This is a genomic window from Fictibacillus arsenicus (genome assembly GCF_001999465.1).
Taxonomy (GTDB): Bacteria; Bacillota; Bacilli; order Bacillales; family Fictibacillaceae; genus Fictibacillus; species Fictibacillus arsenicus.
Genome location: NZ_MQMF01000001.1, coordinates 1,427,137 through 1,445,483 on the forward strand (window position 1 = coordinate 1,427,137; position 18,347 = coordinate 1,445,483).

Genomic DNA, 18,347 nt, shown 5'->3' on the forward strand with positions numbered 1-18,347 from the left:
GCCGTTTTTATTGAATCGGTGACTTGTTAGGAGTTCCAGGTTTGCGTGGGAACTTTTTAGGCGTCCCACTAACTTTTTCGATAATGACAATATTTCTTTCGCTTTCTTCAATCGGAAGCAAGAAAGAATGAACATCTTCAATCTTACCTCCCAAAAGTTTAACCGCTTTTTCGCCGTCTTTCACTTCTTCAGGAAGATTTGCACCTTTCATCCCTAGGAAATGGCCGCCTTTTTTCACTAGCGGCAGACAAAACTCGGATAAAACAGAAAGTCTGGCAACTGCTCTTGCCATAACAAGATCAAACTGCTGCCTGAATTCTGGTCTGTGAGCAAATGTTTCGGCACGATCATGGTACATTGAAACATTCTCTAATCCAAGTTCATTTACAACATGCTCTAAGAAACCGATTCGTTTATTCAAAGAGTCCACAACAGTTAACTTGATTTCAGGAAAACAAATTTTAAGCGGAATAGCTGGAAAACCAGCACCTGCTCCAACATCACATACAGTGATGTCCTGCTTAAAATTAAAATAAAACGCCGCTGTAACGGAATCATAAAAATGCTTTAAATATACTTCTTCTTTTTCTGTAATCGCCGTTAAATTCATTTTTTCATTCCATTCAACAAGCAAATGAAAATAGTTTTCGAATTGTGACAGCTGCTTTTCTGATAACTCAATTCCCTTTTCTTTTAGGGAAGTTTGGAACATCTCGATATTCATTTTTGTTGCGTCCCCCTTTTTGAAGACCCTTCGTTGACAAGAAAATTGATTGAAGTGCAAGGTTCGAGACTCCAGTGGGATCAGCGTGCCAGGTGAGACCCCGCCAGCGTGAAGCGATAGGGAGGCTCACCGCACGCCCCACGGAAAGCGAGCATCCTGGAACGAAAATCAACCCCTTCTAACGGGCAATCTTAGCCAGTTTGCCTTGTTCTAAGTAAATCAGCAGAATCGAAATGTCAGCTGGATTTACCCCGGATACTCGTGATGCCTGTCCTACAGAAAGCGGACGTACTTCGTGCAGCTTTTGCTTCGCTTCTGTTGCGAGTCCGTTTATCGCCATATAATCAAGGTCAACAGGCAGTTTTTTGTTTTCCATCTTGCGCATTCTTTCTACCTGTGCGAGCTGTTTATCAATATAACCAGCATACTTCACTTGGATTTCGACCTGCTCTGAAACCGTTTCGCTTAGTTGTGTTTCTGCAGGTGCTAATCTTTGAATCACAGGATAGGTTACTTCAGGACGTTTAAGCAGATTTGCAGCAGTCATTGGTTCTTTAAGCGCTGAAGACTGTGCCTCTGCAAGAACTTGCTGAACCTCTTCAGATGGTTTGATTGAAACATGTTCTAAACGCTCAATTTCCATCGATATCTGTGCTTTTTTCTCCTCAAAGCGTTCGTACCGTTCTTGCGGTATCAGTCCGATTTCAAAACCTTTTTTCGTTAATCGCAGATCAGCGTTGTCATGTCTTAATAAAAGACGGTATTCAGCTCTCGATGTTAAAAGTCTGTAAGGTTCGTTCGTACCTTTTGTGATCAGATCATCGATAAGCACACCAATATAAGCTTCTGAACGATCAAGAATAAGCGGTTCTTTCCCCTTTACCTTTAACGCAGCATTGATACCGGCCATAAGTCCTTGTCCGGCAGCTTCTTCATAGCCGCTCGTACCGTTCAGCTGCCCTGCAGTGAATAAGCCGCTTACTTTCTTCGTTTCAAGAGATGGCCATAATTGAGTTGGAACAATTGCATCATATTCAATCGCATAGCCCGCACGCATAAGTTCCGCTTTTTCAAGACCAGGAATCGTAGCAAGGATTTTCTTCTGCACATCTTCAGGAAGACTTGTAGATAAGCCCTGCACATACACTTCCTCTGTGTTTTTCCCTTCAGGCTCTAAGAAAATCTGATGGCGCGGCTTGTCATTGAAACGTACAATTTTATCTTCGATGGACGGACAATATCTAGGACCAGTTCCTTCGATCATTCCAGAATACATCGGTGAACGGTGAAGGTTGCTGTTGATCAGCTGGTGCGTTTCATCCCCCGTGTAAGTCAGCCAGCAAGGAAGCTGGTCTGTGATATATTCAGTCGTTTCGTATGAAAAAGCTCTTGGAACATCGTCTCCAGGCTGTATTTCCGTTTTCGAATAATCAATTGTTTTGCTGTTAACACGCGGCGGAGTACCGGTTTTAAAGCGAACCATATCAAACCCAAGTTCCTGCAGGTGATACGATAAATTAATGGACGGTGCCATATTGTTCGGACCGCTCTCATAAGCAAGTTCACCGATTATAATTTTTCCTCTCAAATACGTGCCCGTTGTTAATACAACTGCTTTTGCCTCGTATTCTGCACCCGTCTTCGTAATAACACCTTTACATACATCGTCTTCCATAATAAGACGTTCTACCATCCCTTGACGCAATGTAAGGTTTTTAGTATTCTCCATTGTTTTCTTCATTTCATGCTGATACAGATATTTATCTGCTTGAGCACGCAATGCACGTACCGCAGGACCTTTTCCTGTATTCAGCATCCGCATTTGAATATGCGTCTTATCAATGTTTCGAGCCATTTCGCCGCCAAGTGCATCCACTTCACGCACTACAATCCCTTTTGCCGGTCCGCCGACAGACGGATTACAGGGCATATAGGCTACGGCATCTAAATTCAACGTTAGGCAAAGTGTTTTTGCACCCATACGAGCTGAGGCTAGAGCCGCTTCAACACCTGCATGCCCGGCACCAACAACAATAACATCAAAAATGTCAGCTTTATATCCCATGTGTTCTTACCTCCTTCTTCTTTATTTTCCTAGACAAAATTGAGAGAAAAGCTGGTCGATCAAGCTTTCTGAAACAGTGTCTCCTACAATTTCACCAAGTATCTCCCATGCTCTCGTAATATCGATCTGAACCATATCAATTGGAAGATCAGCTTCAATGCCGCCCAATGCTTCGTCAATATGGTGAATGGTCTGCTGCAGCAATGCAATGTGTCTTGAGTTTGATACATAAGTAAGATCTTGTGCTTCAATTCCGCCTGCAAAAAATAGATTCGCTATCGCTTGTTCTAGTTCATCTATTCCCTCTTCTTTAACTAATGATGTGGCAATAACCGGTGAACCTTCCGCTAAAACTTTAACTTGATCTATATCCAGATTTGTTTTTAAGTCTGTTTTGTTAATGATTACAATCTTATCCAGCCCTGCGGCTGCACGAAATAAATTCTCATCCTCATGGGACAGCGGTTCATTTCCGTTTAAAACGAGCAGAATCAAATCTGCTTCTTTTAATACTTTTCGTGACTTTTCGACACCGATTTTTTCAACAATATCTTCTGTTTCTCGGATGCCTGCAGTATCCACAAGCCTTAAAGGGACACCTCTTACGTTGACATACTCTTCAATAACGTCCCTTGTAGTCCCGGCTATATCTGTAACAATGGCTTTATTTTCATGAACTAAAGCGTTCATTAACGAAGATTTCCCCACGTTCGGACGTCCGATAATAGCCGTAGATAATCCTTCGCGAAGAATCTTCCCTTGCTGAGCCGTCTGCAAAATGGATTCTACCTCTTTTTTTACCGTTAAAAGATTATGATTTAATAAAGAATGAGTCATTTCTTCAGCATCGTATTCTGGGTAATCAATATTTACTTCGACGTGGGCAATGGTTTCTAAAAGTGTCTGTCTAAGTCTGCTGACTAAAGATGAAAGCCGGCCTTCCATCTGATTAAGCGCAACGTTCATGGCTCGGTCTGTTTTCGCTCTGATCAAGTCCATAACTGCTTCCGCTTGTGACAAATCGATTCGTCCGTTTAAAAAAGCACGCTTCGTAAATTCTCCTGGTTCGGCCAGACGTGCACCCTGCTGCAGAATGAGCTGAAGAACCCGGTTAACAGAAACTAATCCGCCGTGACAGTTGATCTCCACAACATCTTCACGCGTAAACGTCCGCGGAGCTCTCATTACGCTTACCATAACTTCCTCTACTGCCTGGTTCGTTTTTGGATCAATCAGTTTTCCGTAATGAATCGTGTGAGTGTCAGCTTCTTCAAGCATTTTTGAACCTTTATAAACTCGGTCAGCGATCGATACCGCTTCCGGACCGCTAAGACGCACGATTGCTATTGCTCCTTCACCCATCGGTGTAGAAATAGCCGTAATTGTATCGTATTCCATTTGTTTCACCTCAACTTCCCTTATAAAACGCTCTATCTATTTATCAATTAGTATGACCTTAAATGGCAGCTGTGATAATTGTTACGTAAAAAAGGACATAAATATCCACAATAAAAAATAGTGTACCGTATTATGAGCCAGCAGTAAATAAAAAGCCCCAGAGGAATACCCTCTGAAGCTTCTTTATCTCTTAACCATATTTTTGGGACGGATAACCACTTTTCGGAATGGCTCTACCCCTTCGGACGTTGTTTCAACATCCCGGTTTTCTTTGAGTGCTAAGTGAATCACTTTTCGTTCATTAGCAGGCATCGGTTCAAGCGCGAAGCTCTTTTTCGTGATGAACACCTTTTGAGCGGAATGCTCAGCAAGACGTTCCAGTGATTCCTGCCGTCTGGTACGATAATTTTCAGCATCTAGAACAATTTTCACATGCTTAGTTTCTGGATCTGAGTTTGCAACCATATTTGTTAAAAGCTGAAGCGCATTAAGCGTTTGTCCGCGTTTTCCAATTAAAATTGCAATTTTTTCACCGGTTAAATCAAGCACTAGGTGATCGTTTTCCTGCCGCTGAGAAATGGTAACGGGCACCCCCATCTTGGACGTTACATCCTGAAGGTATTCGATCGCGGTTTTAACAGGATCAGCTTTCACTGTTACTTCAACAACTGCCGGCTTCCCGCCGAGTCCAAAAAAGCCTTTTTTGGAATCCTCAAGAATTTTCACTTCTACTTGTTCTTTTGAAGTCTGAAGTTGGTCTAGTGCTGCTGCTACTGCTTCTTCAACCGTTTTCCCTGTTACCTGTACCTTTTTCACTTTTTAGCTCCCCCATCAACTTGATTTTCTTTCTTTTTCATTGGGGTCGTAATGAAATATGTTTGTGCAATCATGAAGATGTTACCGATCACCCAATATAAAGATAATGCAGCTGGGAAATTAATCGCAAATACAACGATCATGACTGGCATGATGTATAAAAGCATCTTCATTTGCGGATTTGGATTGTCCATTCCGCCCATCATGATTTTTTGCTGCAAGAATGTTGTAAGACCTGCAACTAGCGGCAAAATAAAATAAGGATCTGGATCTCCTAGGTCAAACCAAAGGAAATTGTGATTAGCTATTTCTTCTGTACGCATGATTGCATGGTAGAAACCTAAAAGAATAGGCATCTGGATAAGTAATGGCAAACAGCCGGCTAATGGATTCACACCATTTTTTTGGAATAGTGCCATTGTTTCCTGCTGCAGTTTTTGCTGTGTGTTAGCATCTTTTGATTTGTACTTTTCACGCAGTTTTTGAATTTCAGGCTGAATTTCCTGCATCGCTTTAGAACTCTTCGTTTGCTTTATCATTAAAGGAAGCAAAGCCGTTCTAATCAATAAAGTAACAATAATGATAGCTAGTCCATAATTTTCACCAGTCAGATCTGCAAAATATGTGATCAGCCATGATAATGGATAAACAAAATACGTGTCCCAAATTCCCGTGCTGTCTTCTGTGACAGGATCCATCGTTCCACATCCTGATAGGACAGCCATGAGTGCGATAAGGGCAATGATTAAACCTATTTTCTTGCGCACACTCTTATCCTCCTTAAAATCATAAATCTTATCTCAATTATTTATTGTCTCTTTTTTCAGGCACGAGGTCAACGCCCCCGGGATGAAAAGGATGGCACTTCAGAATTCTAATTACCGTCAGCCAAAGTCCTTTTATTGCACCATGCTGCCTGAAAGCTTCTATTCCGTAATGCGAACAAGTCGGATAAAAGCGGCAAGAAGGCGGAGTCATCGGCGAGATCCACCTCTGGTAAAAACGTATAATCCCTATAAATAAGGATTTCACTTCTTACACCCTCTTTTTTAAAACATTCGCTCGGTTTAATACGTGAAGCAGACTTTTTTCAATTTCATGAAAATCCATATTTGCTGTCGGTATTCTCGCAATAACAACATAATCCCTGCCTGGCAGCAATTGTTCGCTGTATTTATAAAAAATCTCTTTAACCGAGCGCTTGATGCGATTTCGCGTAACAGCTTTTCCTACCTTTTTACTGACAGACAGACCAATACGAAAAAGCTCTTGATCTTCTTTTTTTAAACTGTATATAACAAATTGGCGATTAGCCGTTGATTTTCCTTTTTTGAAGACTTCTTGAAATTCTTCATTTTTTTTGATGCGCTGCTCTTTCTTCATTCATTTAACACTCCATCAATTTAAGCAATCTCATTCCATTGTTCTGCGATCTCTTCCAGTATCGGTTTAATTTAGTTTTATAAAACATGGTTTAGACAAAAACTGAATTATTCTGTACTGCAAAAATTAAGAAACGGAGTGAGCGGATAGGTCTATAAAAGTAAAAAAAGACCACTGATGTCAGTGGCCTATGCGGATAACACTTTTCTTCCCTTTTGACGACGGCGAGCTAGAACTTTACGTCCGTTCTTAGTAGCCATACGTGCACGGAAACCATGTACCTTCTTACGCTTACGGTTGTTCGGTTGAAATGTAGGTTTCATGTATATTACACCTCCCTGAGGATATCTCTTATAAAAGACAGTCTAATAAAGTATAATGACTGACCTATTAATTTGTCAAGGTGGTTTTTAGTTTTAGGCTGGTTCGCATGTTTTGTTGTTCTTAGAAGTGGTTGATTTCCGTTCCAGGTTGCTCGCTTTCCGCGGGGCGTGCGGTGAGCCCCTTGCCGCTTTGCGCCTTAAAGGTCTCACCTGACCGCTCGTCCCGCAGGAGTCTCGCACCTTGCACTACAATCAACTCGTCAATGAAGAATAAAAGAAATAATTCACTCCCATCAACATTTCGCTGAAGACAAACAAAAACTAAAATCTTTTAGATAAAACTCCCGTTTTGTGAAAGATTCTCAAGATCTTCAATTAAACCTTCTACAACGTTCTCCAAAAACTTTATCCTCTTGTCTGTGGACATCTTTTTCGACACTTTTTTCATTATCCACACCAATTATCGACATCTTTTACACAAAATCTTGTGTTGTGGACAACTTCTTTACACAAGGTATGGGCGTTGTGGATAAGTAACAATAATCCGTTGCCAAGCTTGCTTTTTTTTGATATGCTTGTTGTGTTTTAACTCGTTAATAACATCTTAGCTATACAAAGTTATTCACATGCTGTGGATAAAGTTGTGGACAGTTTAAATTCACTGTTTAAAAGGTTGTCCACAAACACTGTATGGCTGTTTATAATCCTATTATCTACTATATTAATTATCATTCACATTTCATGTGGACTTTATTTTTATGCATAGGTATTCACTGCATGTACAAACCTTAAACAACAGGGAAAACGACTGCTAAAATAGGATGACTTAAAAGAGATAAGGGGGGTAAATTGGTTGGAAAACATTAATGACCTATGGTCCAAAGCACTTGCGGCTATAGAAACAAAAGTTAGTAAGCCCAGCTTTGAAACCTGGTTAAAATCAACAACAGCTCATGCTTTGCAAAATGATACGCTTGTTATCACAGCACCTAATGAATTTGCGCGTGATTGGCTGGAATCAAGGTATGCTGGCATTATTTCGGAAACCTTGCTGGACGTTACTGGGGCGGCATTGGATGTAAAGTTCATCATTCCACAAAATCAATCAGAAATAGATTTAGACTTAGAGCTGGCGATGAAAAAGGCACCTAAAACGCCAAAAGAACCTCACGAAGAAGTGTCTCAAAGTATGCTAAACCCAAAGTACACGTTCGACCGGTTTGTAATCGGTTCTGGAAATCGCTTCGCGCATGCTGCATCGCTAGCTGTAGCAGAAGCACCAGCGAAAGCTTACAATCCGCTATTTATTTATGGTGGAGTCGGGTTAGGAAAAACGCATTTGATGCATGCGATCGGACATTATGTACTGGAACATAATCCAGGGGCAAAAGTTGTGTATTTGTCGTCAGAAAAATTTACAAATGAATTCATAAATTCTATTCGAGATAATAAAACCGTTGAATTTCGCAATAAGTTCCGAAGTGTGGACGTGCTTCTTATAGATGATATTCAATTCCTTGCGGGAAAAGAACAGACTCAAGAGGAATTTTTCCATACATTTAATGCACTGCATGAAGAAAGCAAACAGATTGTCATCTCAAGTGACAGACCGCCTAAGGAGATTCCAACATTAGAGGACAGGCTCCGTTCACGGTTTGAATGGGGATTGATTACGGATATTACGCCGCCAGATCTAGAAACAAGGATCGCTATTCTGCGAAAAAAGGCGAAAGCTGAAGGCCTTGATATTCCAAATGAAGTTATGCTTTATATTGCAAATCAAATTGATACAAACATTCGTGAACTTGAAGGTGCACTTATACGAGTTGTAGCTTATTCTTCCTTAATTAATCAGGATATGAACGCAGATTTGGCTGCAGAAGCACTGCGTGATATTATACCGTCAGCAAAACCAAGAACTCTTACCATTCATCATATACAAGAAGTAGTCGGCAAACATTACAACGTTAAGCTCGAAGATTTCACGGCGAAAAAGAGAACAAAATCAGTTGCTTTTCCAAGACAGATCGCTATGTATCTTTCACGTGAGCTAACGGATAACTCACTTCCTAAAATCGGGGAAGAGTTTGGAGGCCGTGATCATACAACGGTTCTTCATGCACATGAAAAGATTTCAACATTGCTTATTACAGATCAGGTGCTGCAAAAGAAAGTACAAGAAATTCATGATCAGTTAAAATCGATCTAAATAGCAACCTTGAATACTGTGAATAACTACTGTTGCTTTATACACAGTCTGTCCACATGTGGATAGGCTGTTCTATCTTTGTTTAAACGGGTTATCCACACATTCACAGCGCCTATTACTATTACTACTATTTTTTAAAAGATTTTTAATTAATATCAGGGGGGTAAAACAATGAAAGTTAAGATTCAATTAAACCAATTGATTGAAGCAGTTCAAGATGTCATGAAAGCTGTCTCTTCACGAACAACAATTCCGATTTTGACGGGAATAAAAATGGAAGTGACTTATGAAGGTGTACACTTAACTGGTAGTGATTCTGATATTTCGATTGAAAGATTAATACCGACTGAAGAAGGAGATCTTGTACATATTGAAGTAAAACAAGAAGGAAGTGTTGTTCTTCCAGCCCGTTATTTCTCAGAAATCGTTAAAAAGCTTCCTAATGATTCAGTAGAGATCGAAGTTGGAGAGCGGTTTGAAACAACGCTTCGCTCAGGTGCATCTGAATTCAGCTTATTGGGACTTGATCCTGAAGAATATCCGCGTTTGCCGCAGATAGAAGAGAATCTTGTCTTTGAAATTCAAAGCGATCTCTTAAAAACAATGATCCGACAAACTGTCTTTGCGGTGTCCACCTCAGAAACACGTCCAATCTTAACTGGTGTCAACTGGGCACTAACTGATGGACTGCTGAACTGTATTGCAACAGACAGCCACAGATTAGCAGAGCGTAAAATGCCAATCGATTCACAATCAGAAGAGTTATCTTTCCAAAACGTAGTCATTCCAGGAAAGAGCTTGAACGAACTTTCTAAGATTCTTGATGATTCTGCAGAGAAAGTGCAAATTGTTGTTACGAACAATCAGATCTTGTTTAAAGCAAAGAACATCATGCTCTTCTCGCGCTTATTGGACGGAAACTATCCAGATACTTCAAAATTGATTCCTTCTGAGAGCAAGACAACATTTGTTTTAAAAACTAAAGAGTTCTTGCAAGCGATCGACCGAGCTTCTTTATTAGCAAGAGAAGGAAGAAATAACGTTGTTAAACTGGCAACGCTCGACAACAAAACGATCGAACTTTCATCGAACTCGCCTGAAATCGGTAAAGTTTTTGAACATATGATCGCTGAAGACATTGAAGGAGAAGAACTGAAGATCTCTTTTAATGCAAAGTATGTGATGGAGGCACTTAAGGTTATGGATTGTTCTGAAATCAGCATTCTTTTCACAGGTGCTATGAGACCGTTCCTTATCCAGCCTGTATCAGATAACACGATCCGCCAGTTAATCCTGCCGGTAAGAACTTACTAAATATAAAGCTGCCGGATGACCGGCGGCTTTCTTTTCTTTTTCTAAGAGACTCGATTTTTGGAGAAACTAGAAAGAATAATAACAATATTTTTTATAAATCGTTGCTTTGAGGTTTATTTAGTTAATTTTCTCCATTGATAGGTTGATTGGAGCGCAAGGTGCGAGACTCCTACGGGATCAGCGGGACAGGTGAGACTCGCTATGTCGCAAAGCGTCGAGGGGGCTCACCGCCCCGTGGAAAGGGAGCACCTGGAGCGGAAGTCAACCACTTTCAAAAGCAACGCAGATTAAGGAAGCAGGAGGTTTTCTAATTGGAAAACGTAAAGATTAATACAGAATTTATAACACTTCAGCAGCTGCTGAAAACTACCGATGTCATCCAATCGGGCGGCATGGTAAAATGGTATTTAGCAGAACATGAAGTTCTTGTGAACGGAGAACATGAAACACGCCGAGGGAAAAAATTATATGCGGGTGATGTCGTGTCCATTCCAGATATAGGAGAGTTTAAGGTAACAACGGAATAGGGGGTATCCCTTTGCATATTGAAGAGCTTTATCTGAGGAACTACCGCAACTATAAAGACCAGTCTTTAAGCTTTGAAAATAAGGTCAATGTTTTCCTTGGCGAAAATGCCCAAGGTAAAACGAATGTCATGGAATCAATCTATGTTTTGGCCATGGCGAGGTCCTACCGGACGTCAAAAGATAAAGAGTTAATAACTTGGGACGAAGAATATGCTAAAATAGAGGGTAGCATCAAAAAGAAAAACAGTTCTTTTGATTTGAGCCTCGTCATTTCACAAAAAGGAAAAAAAGCGAAAATCAGCCGCATTGAACAGCGACGGTTAACAGATTACGTCGGACATTTTAATGTCGTCATGTTTGCACCTGAGGATTTAAATCTTGTAAAAGGCAGTCCGCAGGTGCGTCGTCGTTTTATTGACATGGAAATCGGACAGGTAAACGCTGTTTATTTGAACGATCTATCGGTGTACCAAAAGATTCTGTCTCAGCGAAATTCCCTTTTGAGAAACATGTATCGCAATAAAAGCACCGAAAATATGACGATGCTTGAGATATTAACAGAACAGCTTATAGATAAAGCGGCAAGGATTACATTGAAACGCATGAAGTACATGGAGAAGCTGCAAGGATGGGCAGAACCGATCCATTATGGCATATCGCGAGGGCTCGAAAGCTTAGAAATTCATTACAAACCTGCCGTAGAGGTATGCGATGAACCCGATTTGTCGAAAATGATAGAAGCGTTTCATTCGAAATTTGGTAAAATAAAAGAAAAAGAGATTGAACGGGGTACATCATTATTCGGACCCCATCGGGATGATCTGCTGTTTTCGGTAAATGGGAAAGATGTACAAACATTTGGTTCTCAAGGACAGCAGCGCACGACTGCTCTTTCACTGAAGCTCGCCGAAATTGATTTGATTCATTCAGAAGTTGGAGAATATCCTGTTCTGCTGCTGGATGATGTACTTTCTGAATTAGACGACTTCAGGCAATCTCATCTGTTAAATACCATCCAAGGGAAAGTTCAAACCTTTGTTACTACGACCAGTGTTGAAGGAATTCACCATGAAACATTGTTCAAGGCAGCAACCTATCAAGTTCATTCAGGCTCCATAGAACGTTTGAAATGAGGTGAGGGATTTGCTTTTGCATTTAGGTGATGAAGAAGTTATTCATTCTAAAGATGTACTAGCTATATTGGATATTAATGCGTTAAAGACTTCTGAGCTTGCTAAGGAATTTCTTAAAAAGCATGAAAAGAATCAGACATTAACCGATTTGAGCGGGAATGCTGCAAAATCCGTAATTATTACTGACAAAACAATTTACATGTCTCCCCTTTCTGCCTCTACGTTAAAAAAGAGAGCCTCTGATCGCCTCGAACTTGAAAATGGCTGGAATATCAAATAAAGGTTTTATAAATAAAGCGTTTTTAAACCGGAATGAAGGTGAACCAATTGACGACTGAACAAAAGTTAGAGCATCAGCAAAATTATGATGAAAGCAATATCCAGGTACTCGAAGGGCTAGAAGCTGTCCGTAAACGTCCTGGGATGTATATTGGTGCAACAAATGTACGCGGATTGCACCATCTTGTATGGGAGATCGTTGATAATTCAATCGATGAAGCGCTAGCAGGATACTGTGATACGATTCGCATTACGATTGAAGAGGACAACAGCATCACTGTAGAAGATAATGGACGCGGTATTCCTGTTGGTATGCATGAAAAAATGGGAAGACCAGCACTGGAAGTTATCATGACTGTACTGCATGCCGGCGGTAAATTCGGCGGCGGCGGATATAAAGTATCTGGCGGTCTCCATGGTGTAGGTGCATCCGTAGTTAACGCGCTGTCCACAATGCTTGAAGTTACGGTTTCACGTGACGGCAAACTGCATTACCAATCCTATGAGCGCGGTGTACCGACTGCCGACTTGAAAATTATCGGTGAAACAGATAAGACGGGTACACGTACACACTTTAAGCCAGACCCAGAAATTTTTACTGAATCATTAGAATATGATTTCCCGACTCTTTCTAATCGTATTCGCGAACTTGCTTACTTGAACCGCGGTCTCCGTATTATTGCAGAAGATAAACGAGGTGAAGAGCCAGAAGTGAAGGAATACCACTATGAGGGCGGAATTAAGTCATACGTTGAACATATTAACCGTACTCGTGAAGTACTTCATGAAGAGCCGATTTTTGTTGAAGGTGAAAAAGATGGCATCTCCGTTGAAATCGCGTTCCAATACAATGACAGTTATGCAAGCAATATCTATTCTTTTGCGAACAACATCAACACACACGAAGGCGGAACGCACGAATCAGGTTTCAAAACAGCTTTGACTCGTGTGATCAACGATTATGGGCGAAAGAATAACCTGTTTAAAGACAACGACACGAACCTTACAGGGGAAGATGTCCGTGAAGGATTAACAGCGATTATTTCAATCAAGCACCCTGATCCGCAGTTTGAAGGGCAGACGAAAACGAAACTTGGAAACTCTGAGGCAAGACAGATCACTGAGTCTATTTTCTCTGAGACGTTCTCATCTTTCATGCTTGAGAACCCGGTTGTAGCGAAGTCGATTGTTGAAAAAGGAATGATGGCGCTGCGTGCCCGTGTAGCAGCTAAAAAAGCACGTGAACTAACGCGCCGCAAAAGTGCATTGGAAGTTTCTTCATTACCGGGGAAACTTGCCGACTGCTCTTCTAAAGATGCAAGCATCTCTGAACTGTACGTGGTTGAGGGTGACTCTGCCGGCGGATCTGCAAAACAAGGACGTGACCGTCATTTCCAAGCGATTCTGCCTCTGCGCGGTAAAATTATTAACGTTGAAAAAGCAAGACTGGACAAGATCCTGTCAAATAACGAAGTCCGTGCTATTATTACGGCTTTAGGTACAGGGATCGGCGACGAGTTCGATATTACAAAAGCCCGTTATCATAAAATCATTATCATGACAGATGCCGATGTCGATGGAGCACACATTCGTACGCTTCTACTGACTTTCTTTTTCCGGTACATGCGTCCGATCATTGAGCATGGCTACATCTATATCGCTCAGCCGCCGCTTTATAAAGTGCAGCAAGGAAAGCGTATCGAATATGCCTACAATGATAAAGAACTTGAAAAATTATTGGCTGAACTTCCGCAAGTTCCAAAGCCGCAGCTGCAGCGCTATAAGGGTCTTGGTGAGATGAACCCTACCCAGCTGTGGGAAACAACAATGGATCCGGAAACACGTACATTGCTTCAAGTTGAAATGAAGGATGCAATGGCTGCTGACGAAACGTTTGAGATCTTGATGGGAGATAAAGTAGAACCCCGCCGTGATTTCATTCAAGAAAACGCACAGTACGTTAAGAATTTAGATATTTAATTAAGAATGTTTTCAGCATTTGCTTTTAGGTGCTGAAACTGAACATAGAAAATGCTGAAGCTGGACAGGGTCCAGTTTCGGTTCGTTTACACTATCAGAAATTTCAACTTGTTTGCACGATGATTTTTCGGCGCGGCAACAAGTTTAAGTCGATAGTATAAGTGCAACTAAGGCTGACGGAAAAGGCTTGCGTCAGCCAAGTTTTCTTTAAAAGCCGAATTAGGGGCTTTAAAAACCTGTTTTTCTAGAGGTTATGGAGGTAAAACGAATGTCTGAAATGGAACGTTCCCGGGTTAAAGAAATTAATATTAGTACGGAAATGCGTACATCTTTCATGGATTATGCCATGAGCGTTATCGTCAGCCGTGCATTGCCAGATGTACGTGACGGATTAAAGCCTGTTCACCGGCGTATTCTTTATGCCATGAACGATCTTGGCATGACGGCGGACAAAGCTTATAAAAAGTCTGCACGTATCGTTGGTGAAGTAATCGGTAAGTATCACCCTCACGGAGACTCTGCTGTATACGATACGATGGTTCGTATGGCGCAGGATTTCAACTTCCGCCACATGCTGATCGACGGCCACGGCAACTTCGGCTCTGTCGACGGCGATGCTGCGGCAGCGATGCGTTATACTGAGGCGCGTATGTCTAAGATCGCCATGGAAATGGTGCGAGACATCAACAAAGACACGATCGGCTACAAAGATAACTATGATGGATCAGAACAAGAGCCGGTTGTATTGCCTGCGCGTTTCCCTAACTTGCTCGTGAATGGTGCCGCTGGAATCGCGGTTGGTATGGCAACGAACATTCCGCCGCATCATCTTGGAGAAGTAATCGACGGAGTTTTAGCAGTAAGTGAAAATCCAGACATTACAATTCCTGAACTGATGGAAATTATTCCAGGCCCTGATTTTCCTACCGCTGGGGAAATTTTAGGACGTGAAGGAATTCGCAAGGCTTATCAAACCGGAAGAGGTTCAATTATTATCCGTGCAAAAGCCGAAATCGATGAAATGCCTAGCGGAAAGCAAGCAATCATCGTTACGGAGCTTCCTTATCAAGTAAACAAAGCCCGTCTTATTGAAAAAATCGCTGAACTTGTTCGTGATAAAAAGATTGAAGGTATCACAGACCTACGTGATGAATCTGACAGAAACGGTATGCGTATCGTGATGGAAGTGCGCCGTGATGCGAATGCAAATGTTATTTTAAATAATTTATATAAACAAACAGCTCTTCAGACAAGCTTTGGTATCAACATGCTAGCACTTGTTGACGGGCAGCCGAAAGTTCTAAACATTAAAGAATTTCTTTACCATTACCTAAAGCATCAGCAAGTTATCATTCGCCGCCGTACGGAGTTTGACCTTAAGAAAGCTGAAGCAAGAGCTCATATTTTAGAAGGTCTGCGTATTGCACTTGATCACTTGGATGAAGTAATCGCACTGATCCGTGGTTCCAGGACGACTGACGTTGCTCGTGACGGATTGATGGAGAAGTTCGAATTAAGCTATGAGCAGTCTCAAGCTATTCTAGACATGCGCTTACAGCGTTTAACAGGTTTAGAGCGTGACAAGATCGAGAACGAATATAGTGAACTTGTTGCTTTGATCACTGAACTAAAAGCGATATTAGCAGATGAAGAGAAAATTCTTGAGATTATCCGCACAGAACTTACTGAGGTTAAAGAAAAATACGATAACCCTAGACGTACCATTATTTCTGTCGGATTCAACAGCATAGAAGACGAAGATTTAATTCCTCGTTCAAATATCGTAATCACCCTGACGAATAAAGGCTACATTAAGCGTCTTCCAATTTCCACTTACCGTTCACAGCGACGCGGCGGTAAAGGGATCCAAGGAATGGGTACTAGTGAAGATGATTTTGTTGAACAGCTGTTTACAACAAATACTCATAACTACATCCTGTTCTTTACGAATAAAGGGAAAGCTTACCGCTTAAAAGGTTACGAGATTCCTGAATACGGAAGAACAGCAAAAGGGATTCCGATCATCAACCTGCTGCAGATCGAGCAAGGTGAAACAATTTCAGCTGTTATCCCTGTTGAGGATATGGAAAGTGATGAAATTTACCTTAACTTTATGACGAAACAGGGAATTACAAAACGTTCACCATTATCTGCATACAGCAATATCCGTAAGGGTGGTCTGTTTGCTATTAACCTTCGAGATGAAGATGAACTGATGGGTGTACGTTTAACAGACGGTACGAAAGACATTATCGTTGGTACAAAACAAGGAATGTCTATCCGTTACCAAGAAACAGACGTAAGATCTATGGGACGAACAGCTACAGGTGTTAAAGCTATTACTCTAGGTAAAGATGATGCTGTTGTTGGAATGGAAGTATTGGATGAGTCACAAGACATCCTCATCGTTACAACAAGAGGTTACGGCAAACGCACACCGATGAGTGAATATCGTCTGCAGTCACGCGGCGGTAAAGGGATCAAAACAGTTAATATCACTGAAAAGAATGGTCCTGTCGTTACCTTGAAGACTGTAACGGATGAAGAAGACTTGATGATTATTACAGCTAAAGGAATCATCATCAGAATGAACATCTCTGGCATTTCGACAATGGGTCGAAATACGCAAGGTGTAAGATTGATGTCTATGAATGACAGCAATCATGTTGCTACGGTTGCTGTTGTAGAACGAGAAGAAGAAACAGAAGATGAATTGTTAGATGAAAATGGTGAACCTATCGTAACTGAAGGGGAAGAACCGCCAGCTTCTGAGAATGAAACTGAAGAGAATACCGAAGACGATAATGAATAATTTCTTAAAAGAGGAAAATGAGTATACATTTTCCTCTTTTTTATATGTACAATTAAACTAAGAATTTTCCGATAAAAGGAGTTTATTGTATGAAAGTTAAAACGAGTCAGGCAAAGATTGGCCAAATGCTGGTTCAAGATGTTTTCTCGATGACGAATCAGCCGATCGTGAATAAAAACACTGTATTAAATTCAGAACATTTAAGAGTACTTACTCGTTTTAATATAGAAGAGATTGATATCCTTCATGATTCAGGTTTCAACGCAAACCGCATGAAGGAAAATGCAGAAACTCCTGCTGGTAAACAAGAAGAGAAAACGTCTCTGCAGCCTAAAAAAGAAGATATCTCTTCATTTCCGAGCATGTACCTGCAAACGGTCAAACGCTATAAGCAATTATTTACGAATTGGCAGTCAGGAAGCTCATTAGATATGCTTGAAGTTCGCCAAGCTGTTTTACAAGTACTTGAAGAAGGTTCAAATTATCCTCGAGAAATTTTATTGCTGCATCACTATGCCACAAGCACGGATTACATTCATCATCATGCCATTTCTGTAGGGATATTGAGTACATTTTTAGCAAAGAAGCTTCATTATTCAAGTGGTGACTGTATTCAAATAGGTCTTGCCGGGGTTTTATCTGATTGCGGAATGGCAAAAGTTCAGCCGACTCTTTTGAAAAAAAGCGGCGCGCTGTCTCCTGCAGAGTTTGATGAGGTAAAGAAACACACCATACATGGATATAATATGCTTAAAAAAATCCCATCTATAAAAGAAGGAGTTTTACTCGGTGTCCTTCAGCATCACGAGCGGGAAGACGGTTCAGGGTATCCATTAAAAGTTCAGGGAAGCAAACTCCATCCATTCAGTAAAATACTTGCTGTAGCAGATGTGTACCTGGCAATGACAGCTGAACGTCCGTATAGAAGCAAGCAATCTCCATTCAAAGTACTCGAAATGATGATGAAGGATCAATTCGGCAAGTTTGATCATCAAGTAATTCGCGCACTTTTATCAGGACTCTCAACTTTTTCAACAGGCAGCCGTGTAAAACTTACGAATCAAGAAGTAGGTGAAATCGTCTTTATAGAAGAAAGCCAGCCTACTCGTCCCATGGTCAAATTAGACTCTAATGGTGAATTTATTGCTTTAAAAACAAGGAATGATCTCTTTATAGAAGAGCTTTTATCTTAGGATAGAAGCTTTTTTGTTTTTAGGTATTGTAACCTGACATTATCCATGTTAGACTAATCAAGCTGTCTTAAGAACAGCGCTGCAGCACTTTAAGTTGATAACGAATTAAATCGAAAAAGTTTTAAAAAGTTATTGACTCTGATAGTTTAGCGTGGTATATTATTAAAGTCGCTAAAACAAGTGACGCAAAC

General features: G+C 41.0%; 16 protein-coding genes. 8 read left to right on the forward strand and 8 right to left on the reverse strand.

Annotation, left to right across the window (positions count from 1 at the left end):
- Positions 1-7 precede the first annotated feature (7 nt).
- From rsmG to rpmH, 8 genes are all read right to left on the reverse strand, one after another.
- On the reverse strand, positions 8-724 hold the full coding sequence (rsmG, locus tag UN64_RS07015) for a 16S rRNA (guanine(527)-N(7))-methyltransferase RsmG (protein ID WP_077361006.1): 717 nt from the start codon (positions 722-724) through the stop codon (positions 8-10).
- Positions 725-902: 178 nt separating this feature from the next.
- The gene (gene mnmG, locus UN64_RS07020) at positions 903-2,789 is read right to left on the reverse strand and encodes a tRNA uridine-5-carboxymethylaminomethyl(34) synthesis enzyme MnmG (RefSeq protein WP_077361010.1); all 1,887 of its coding nucleotides are present in this window, start codon (positions 2,787-2,789) and stop codon (positions 903-905) included.
- Between the two features lie 21 nt (positions 2,790-2,810).
- Positions 2,811-4,187, reverse strand: a complete 1,377-nt coding sequence (mnmE, locus tag UN64_RS07025) for a tRNA uridine-5-carboxymethylaminomethyl(34) synthesis GTPase MnmE (RefSeq protein WP_077361012.1) — start codon at positions 4,185-4,187, stop codon at positions 2,811-2,813.
- 183 nt (positions 4,188-4,370) lie between these two features.
- Positions 4,371-5,003: an RNA-binding cell elongation regulator Jag/EloR gene (jag, locus tag UN64_RS07030; protein WP_077361014.1), complete on the reverse strand. Its 633-nt coding sequence runs from the start codon at positions 5,001-5,003 to the stop codon at positions 4,371-4,373.
- Positions 5,000-5,770 (reverse strand): YidC family membrane integrase SpoIIIJ, encoded by a 771-nt coding sequence (gene spoIIIJ, locus UN64_RS07035; protein ID WP_077361016.1) that lies wholly within the window; start codon positions 5,768-5,770, stop codon positions 5,000-5,002. Before spoIIIJ ends, jag begins: the two co-directional genes overlap by 4 nt.
- Positions 5,771-5,807: 37 nt before the next feature.
- Positions 5,808-6,035, reverse strand: a complete 228-nt coding sequence (gene yidD, locus UN64_RS07040) for a membrane protein insertion efficiency factor YidD (protein ID WP_077361018.1) — start codon at positions 6,033-6,035, stop codon at positions 5,808-5,810.
- 3 nt (positions 6,036-6,038) lie between these two features.
- The gene (rnpA, locus tag UN64_RS07045; protein WP_077361020.1) at positions 6,039-6,386 is read right to left on the reverse strand and encodes a ribonuclease P protein component; all 348 of its coding nucleotides are present in this window, start codon (positions 6,384-6,386) and stop codon (positions 6,039-6,041) included.
- A 188-nt stretch (positions 6,387-6,574) separates the two neighbouring features.
- Complete coding sequence (gene rpmH, locus UN64_RS07050; protein WP_007201576.1) at positions 6,575-6,709, reverse strand: 50S ribosomal protein L34; 135 nt, start codon at positions 6,707-6,709, stop codon at positions 6,575-6,577.
- An 853-nt stretch (positions 6,710-7,562) separates the two neighbouring features.
- Between rpmH and dnaA the strand changes: the two genes are divergently transcribed.
- The 8 genes from dnaA (at position 7,563) to UN64_RS07090 (ending at position 18,156) form a co-directional block, all read left to right on the forward strand.
- On the forward strand, positions 7,563-8,918 hold the full coding sequence (gene dnaA, locus UN64_RS07055) for a chromosomal replication initiator protein DnaA (RefSeq protein ID WP_077361022.1): 1,356 nt from the start codon (positions 7,563-7,565) through the stop codon (positions 8,916-8,918).
- Positions 8,919-9,089: 171 nt separating this feature from the next.
- On the forward strand, positions 9,090-10,232 hold the full coding sequence (gene dnaN / locus UN64_RS07060) for a DNA polymerase III subunit beta (protein WP_077361024.1): 1,143 nt from the start codon (positions 9,090-9,092) through the stop codon (positions 10,230-10,232).
- 311 nt (positions 10,233-10,543) lie between these two features.
- The gene (gene yaaA / locus UN64_RS07065; RefSeq protein WP_077361026.1) at positions 10,544-10,759 is read left to right on the forward strand and encodes a S4 domain-containing protein YaaA; all 216 of its coding nucleotides are present in this window, start codon (positions 10,544-10,546) and stop codon (positions 10,757-10,759) included.
- An 11-nt stretch (positions 10,760-10,770) separates the two neighbouring features.
- The gene (gene recF, locus UN64_RS07070; protein WP_077361028.1) at positions 10,771-11,892 is read left to right on the forward strand and encodes a DNA replication/repair protein RecF; all 1,122 of its coding nucleotides are present in this window, start codon (positions 10,771-10,773) and stop codon (positions 11,890-11,892) included.
- 10 nt (positions 11,893-11,902) lie between these two features.
- On the forward strand, positions 11,903-12,172 hold the full coding sequence (gene remB, locus UN64_RS07075; RefSeq protein WP_171978813.1) for an extracellular matrix regulator RemB: 270 nt from the start codon (positions 11,903-11,905) through the stop codon (positions 12,170-12,172).
- A gap of 32 nt (positions 12,173-12,204) precedes the next feature.
- Complete coding sequence (gyrB, locus tag UN64_RS07080; RefSeq protein WP_077361032.1) at positions 12,205-14,151, forward strand: DNA topoisomerase (ATP-hydrolyzing) subunit B; 1,947 nt, start codon at positions 12,205-12,207, stop codon at positions 14,149-14,151.
- A gap of 268 nt (positions 14,152-14,419) precedes the next feature.
- Positions 14,420-16,963: a DNA gyrase subunit A gene (gene gyrA / locus UN64_RS07085; protein ID WP_077361034.1), complete on the forward strand. Its 2,544-nt coding sequence runs from the start codon at positions 14,420-14,422 to the stop codon at positions 16,961-16,963.
- An 89-nt stretch (positions 16,964-17,052) separates the two neighbouring features.
- On the forward strand, positions 17,053-18,156 hold the full coding sequence (locus UN64_RS07090) for an HD-GYP domain-containing protein (RefSeq protein WP_077361036.1): 1,104 nt from the start codon (positions 17,053-17,055) through the stop codon (positions 18,154-18,156).
- The last annotated feature ends 191 nt before the right edge of the window (positions 18,157-18,347 follow it).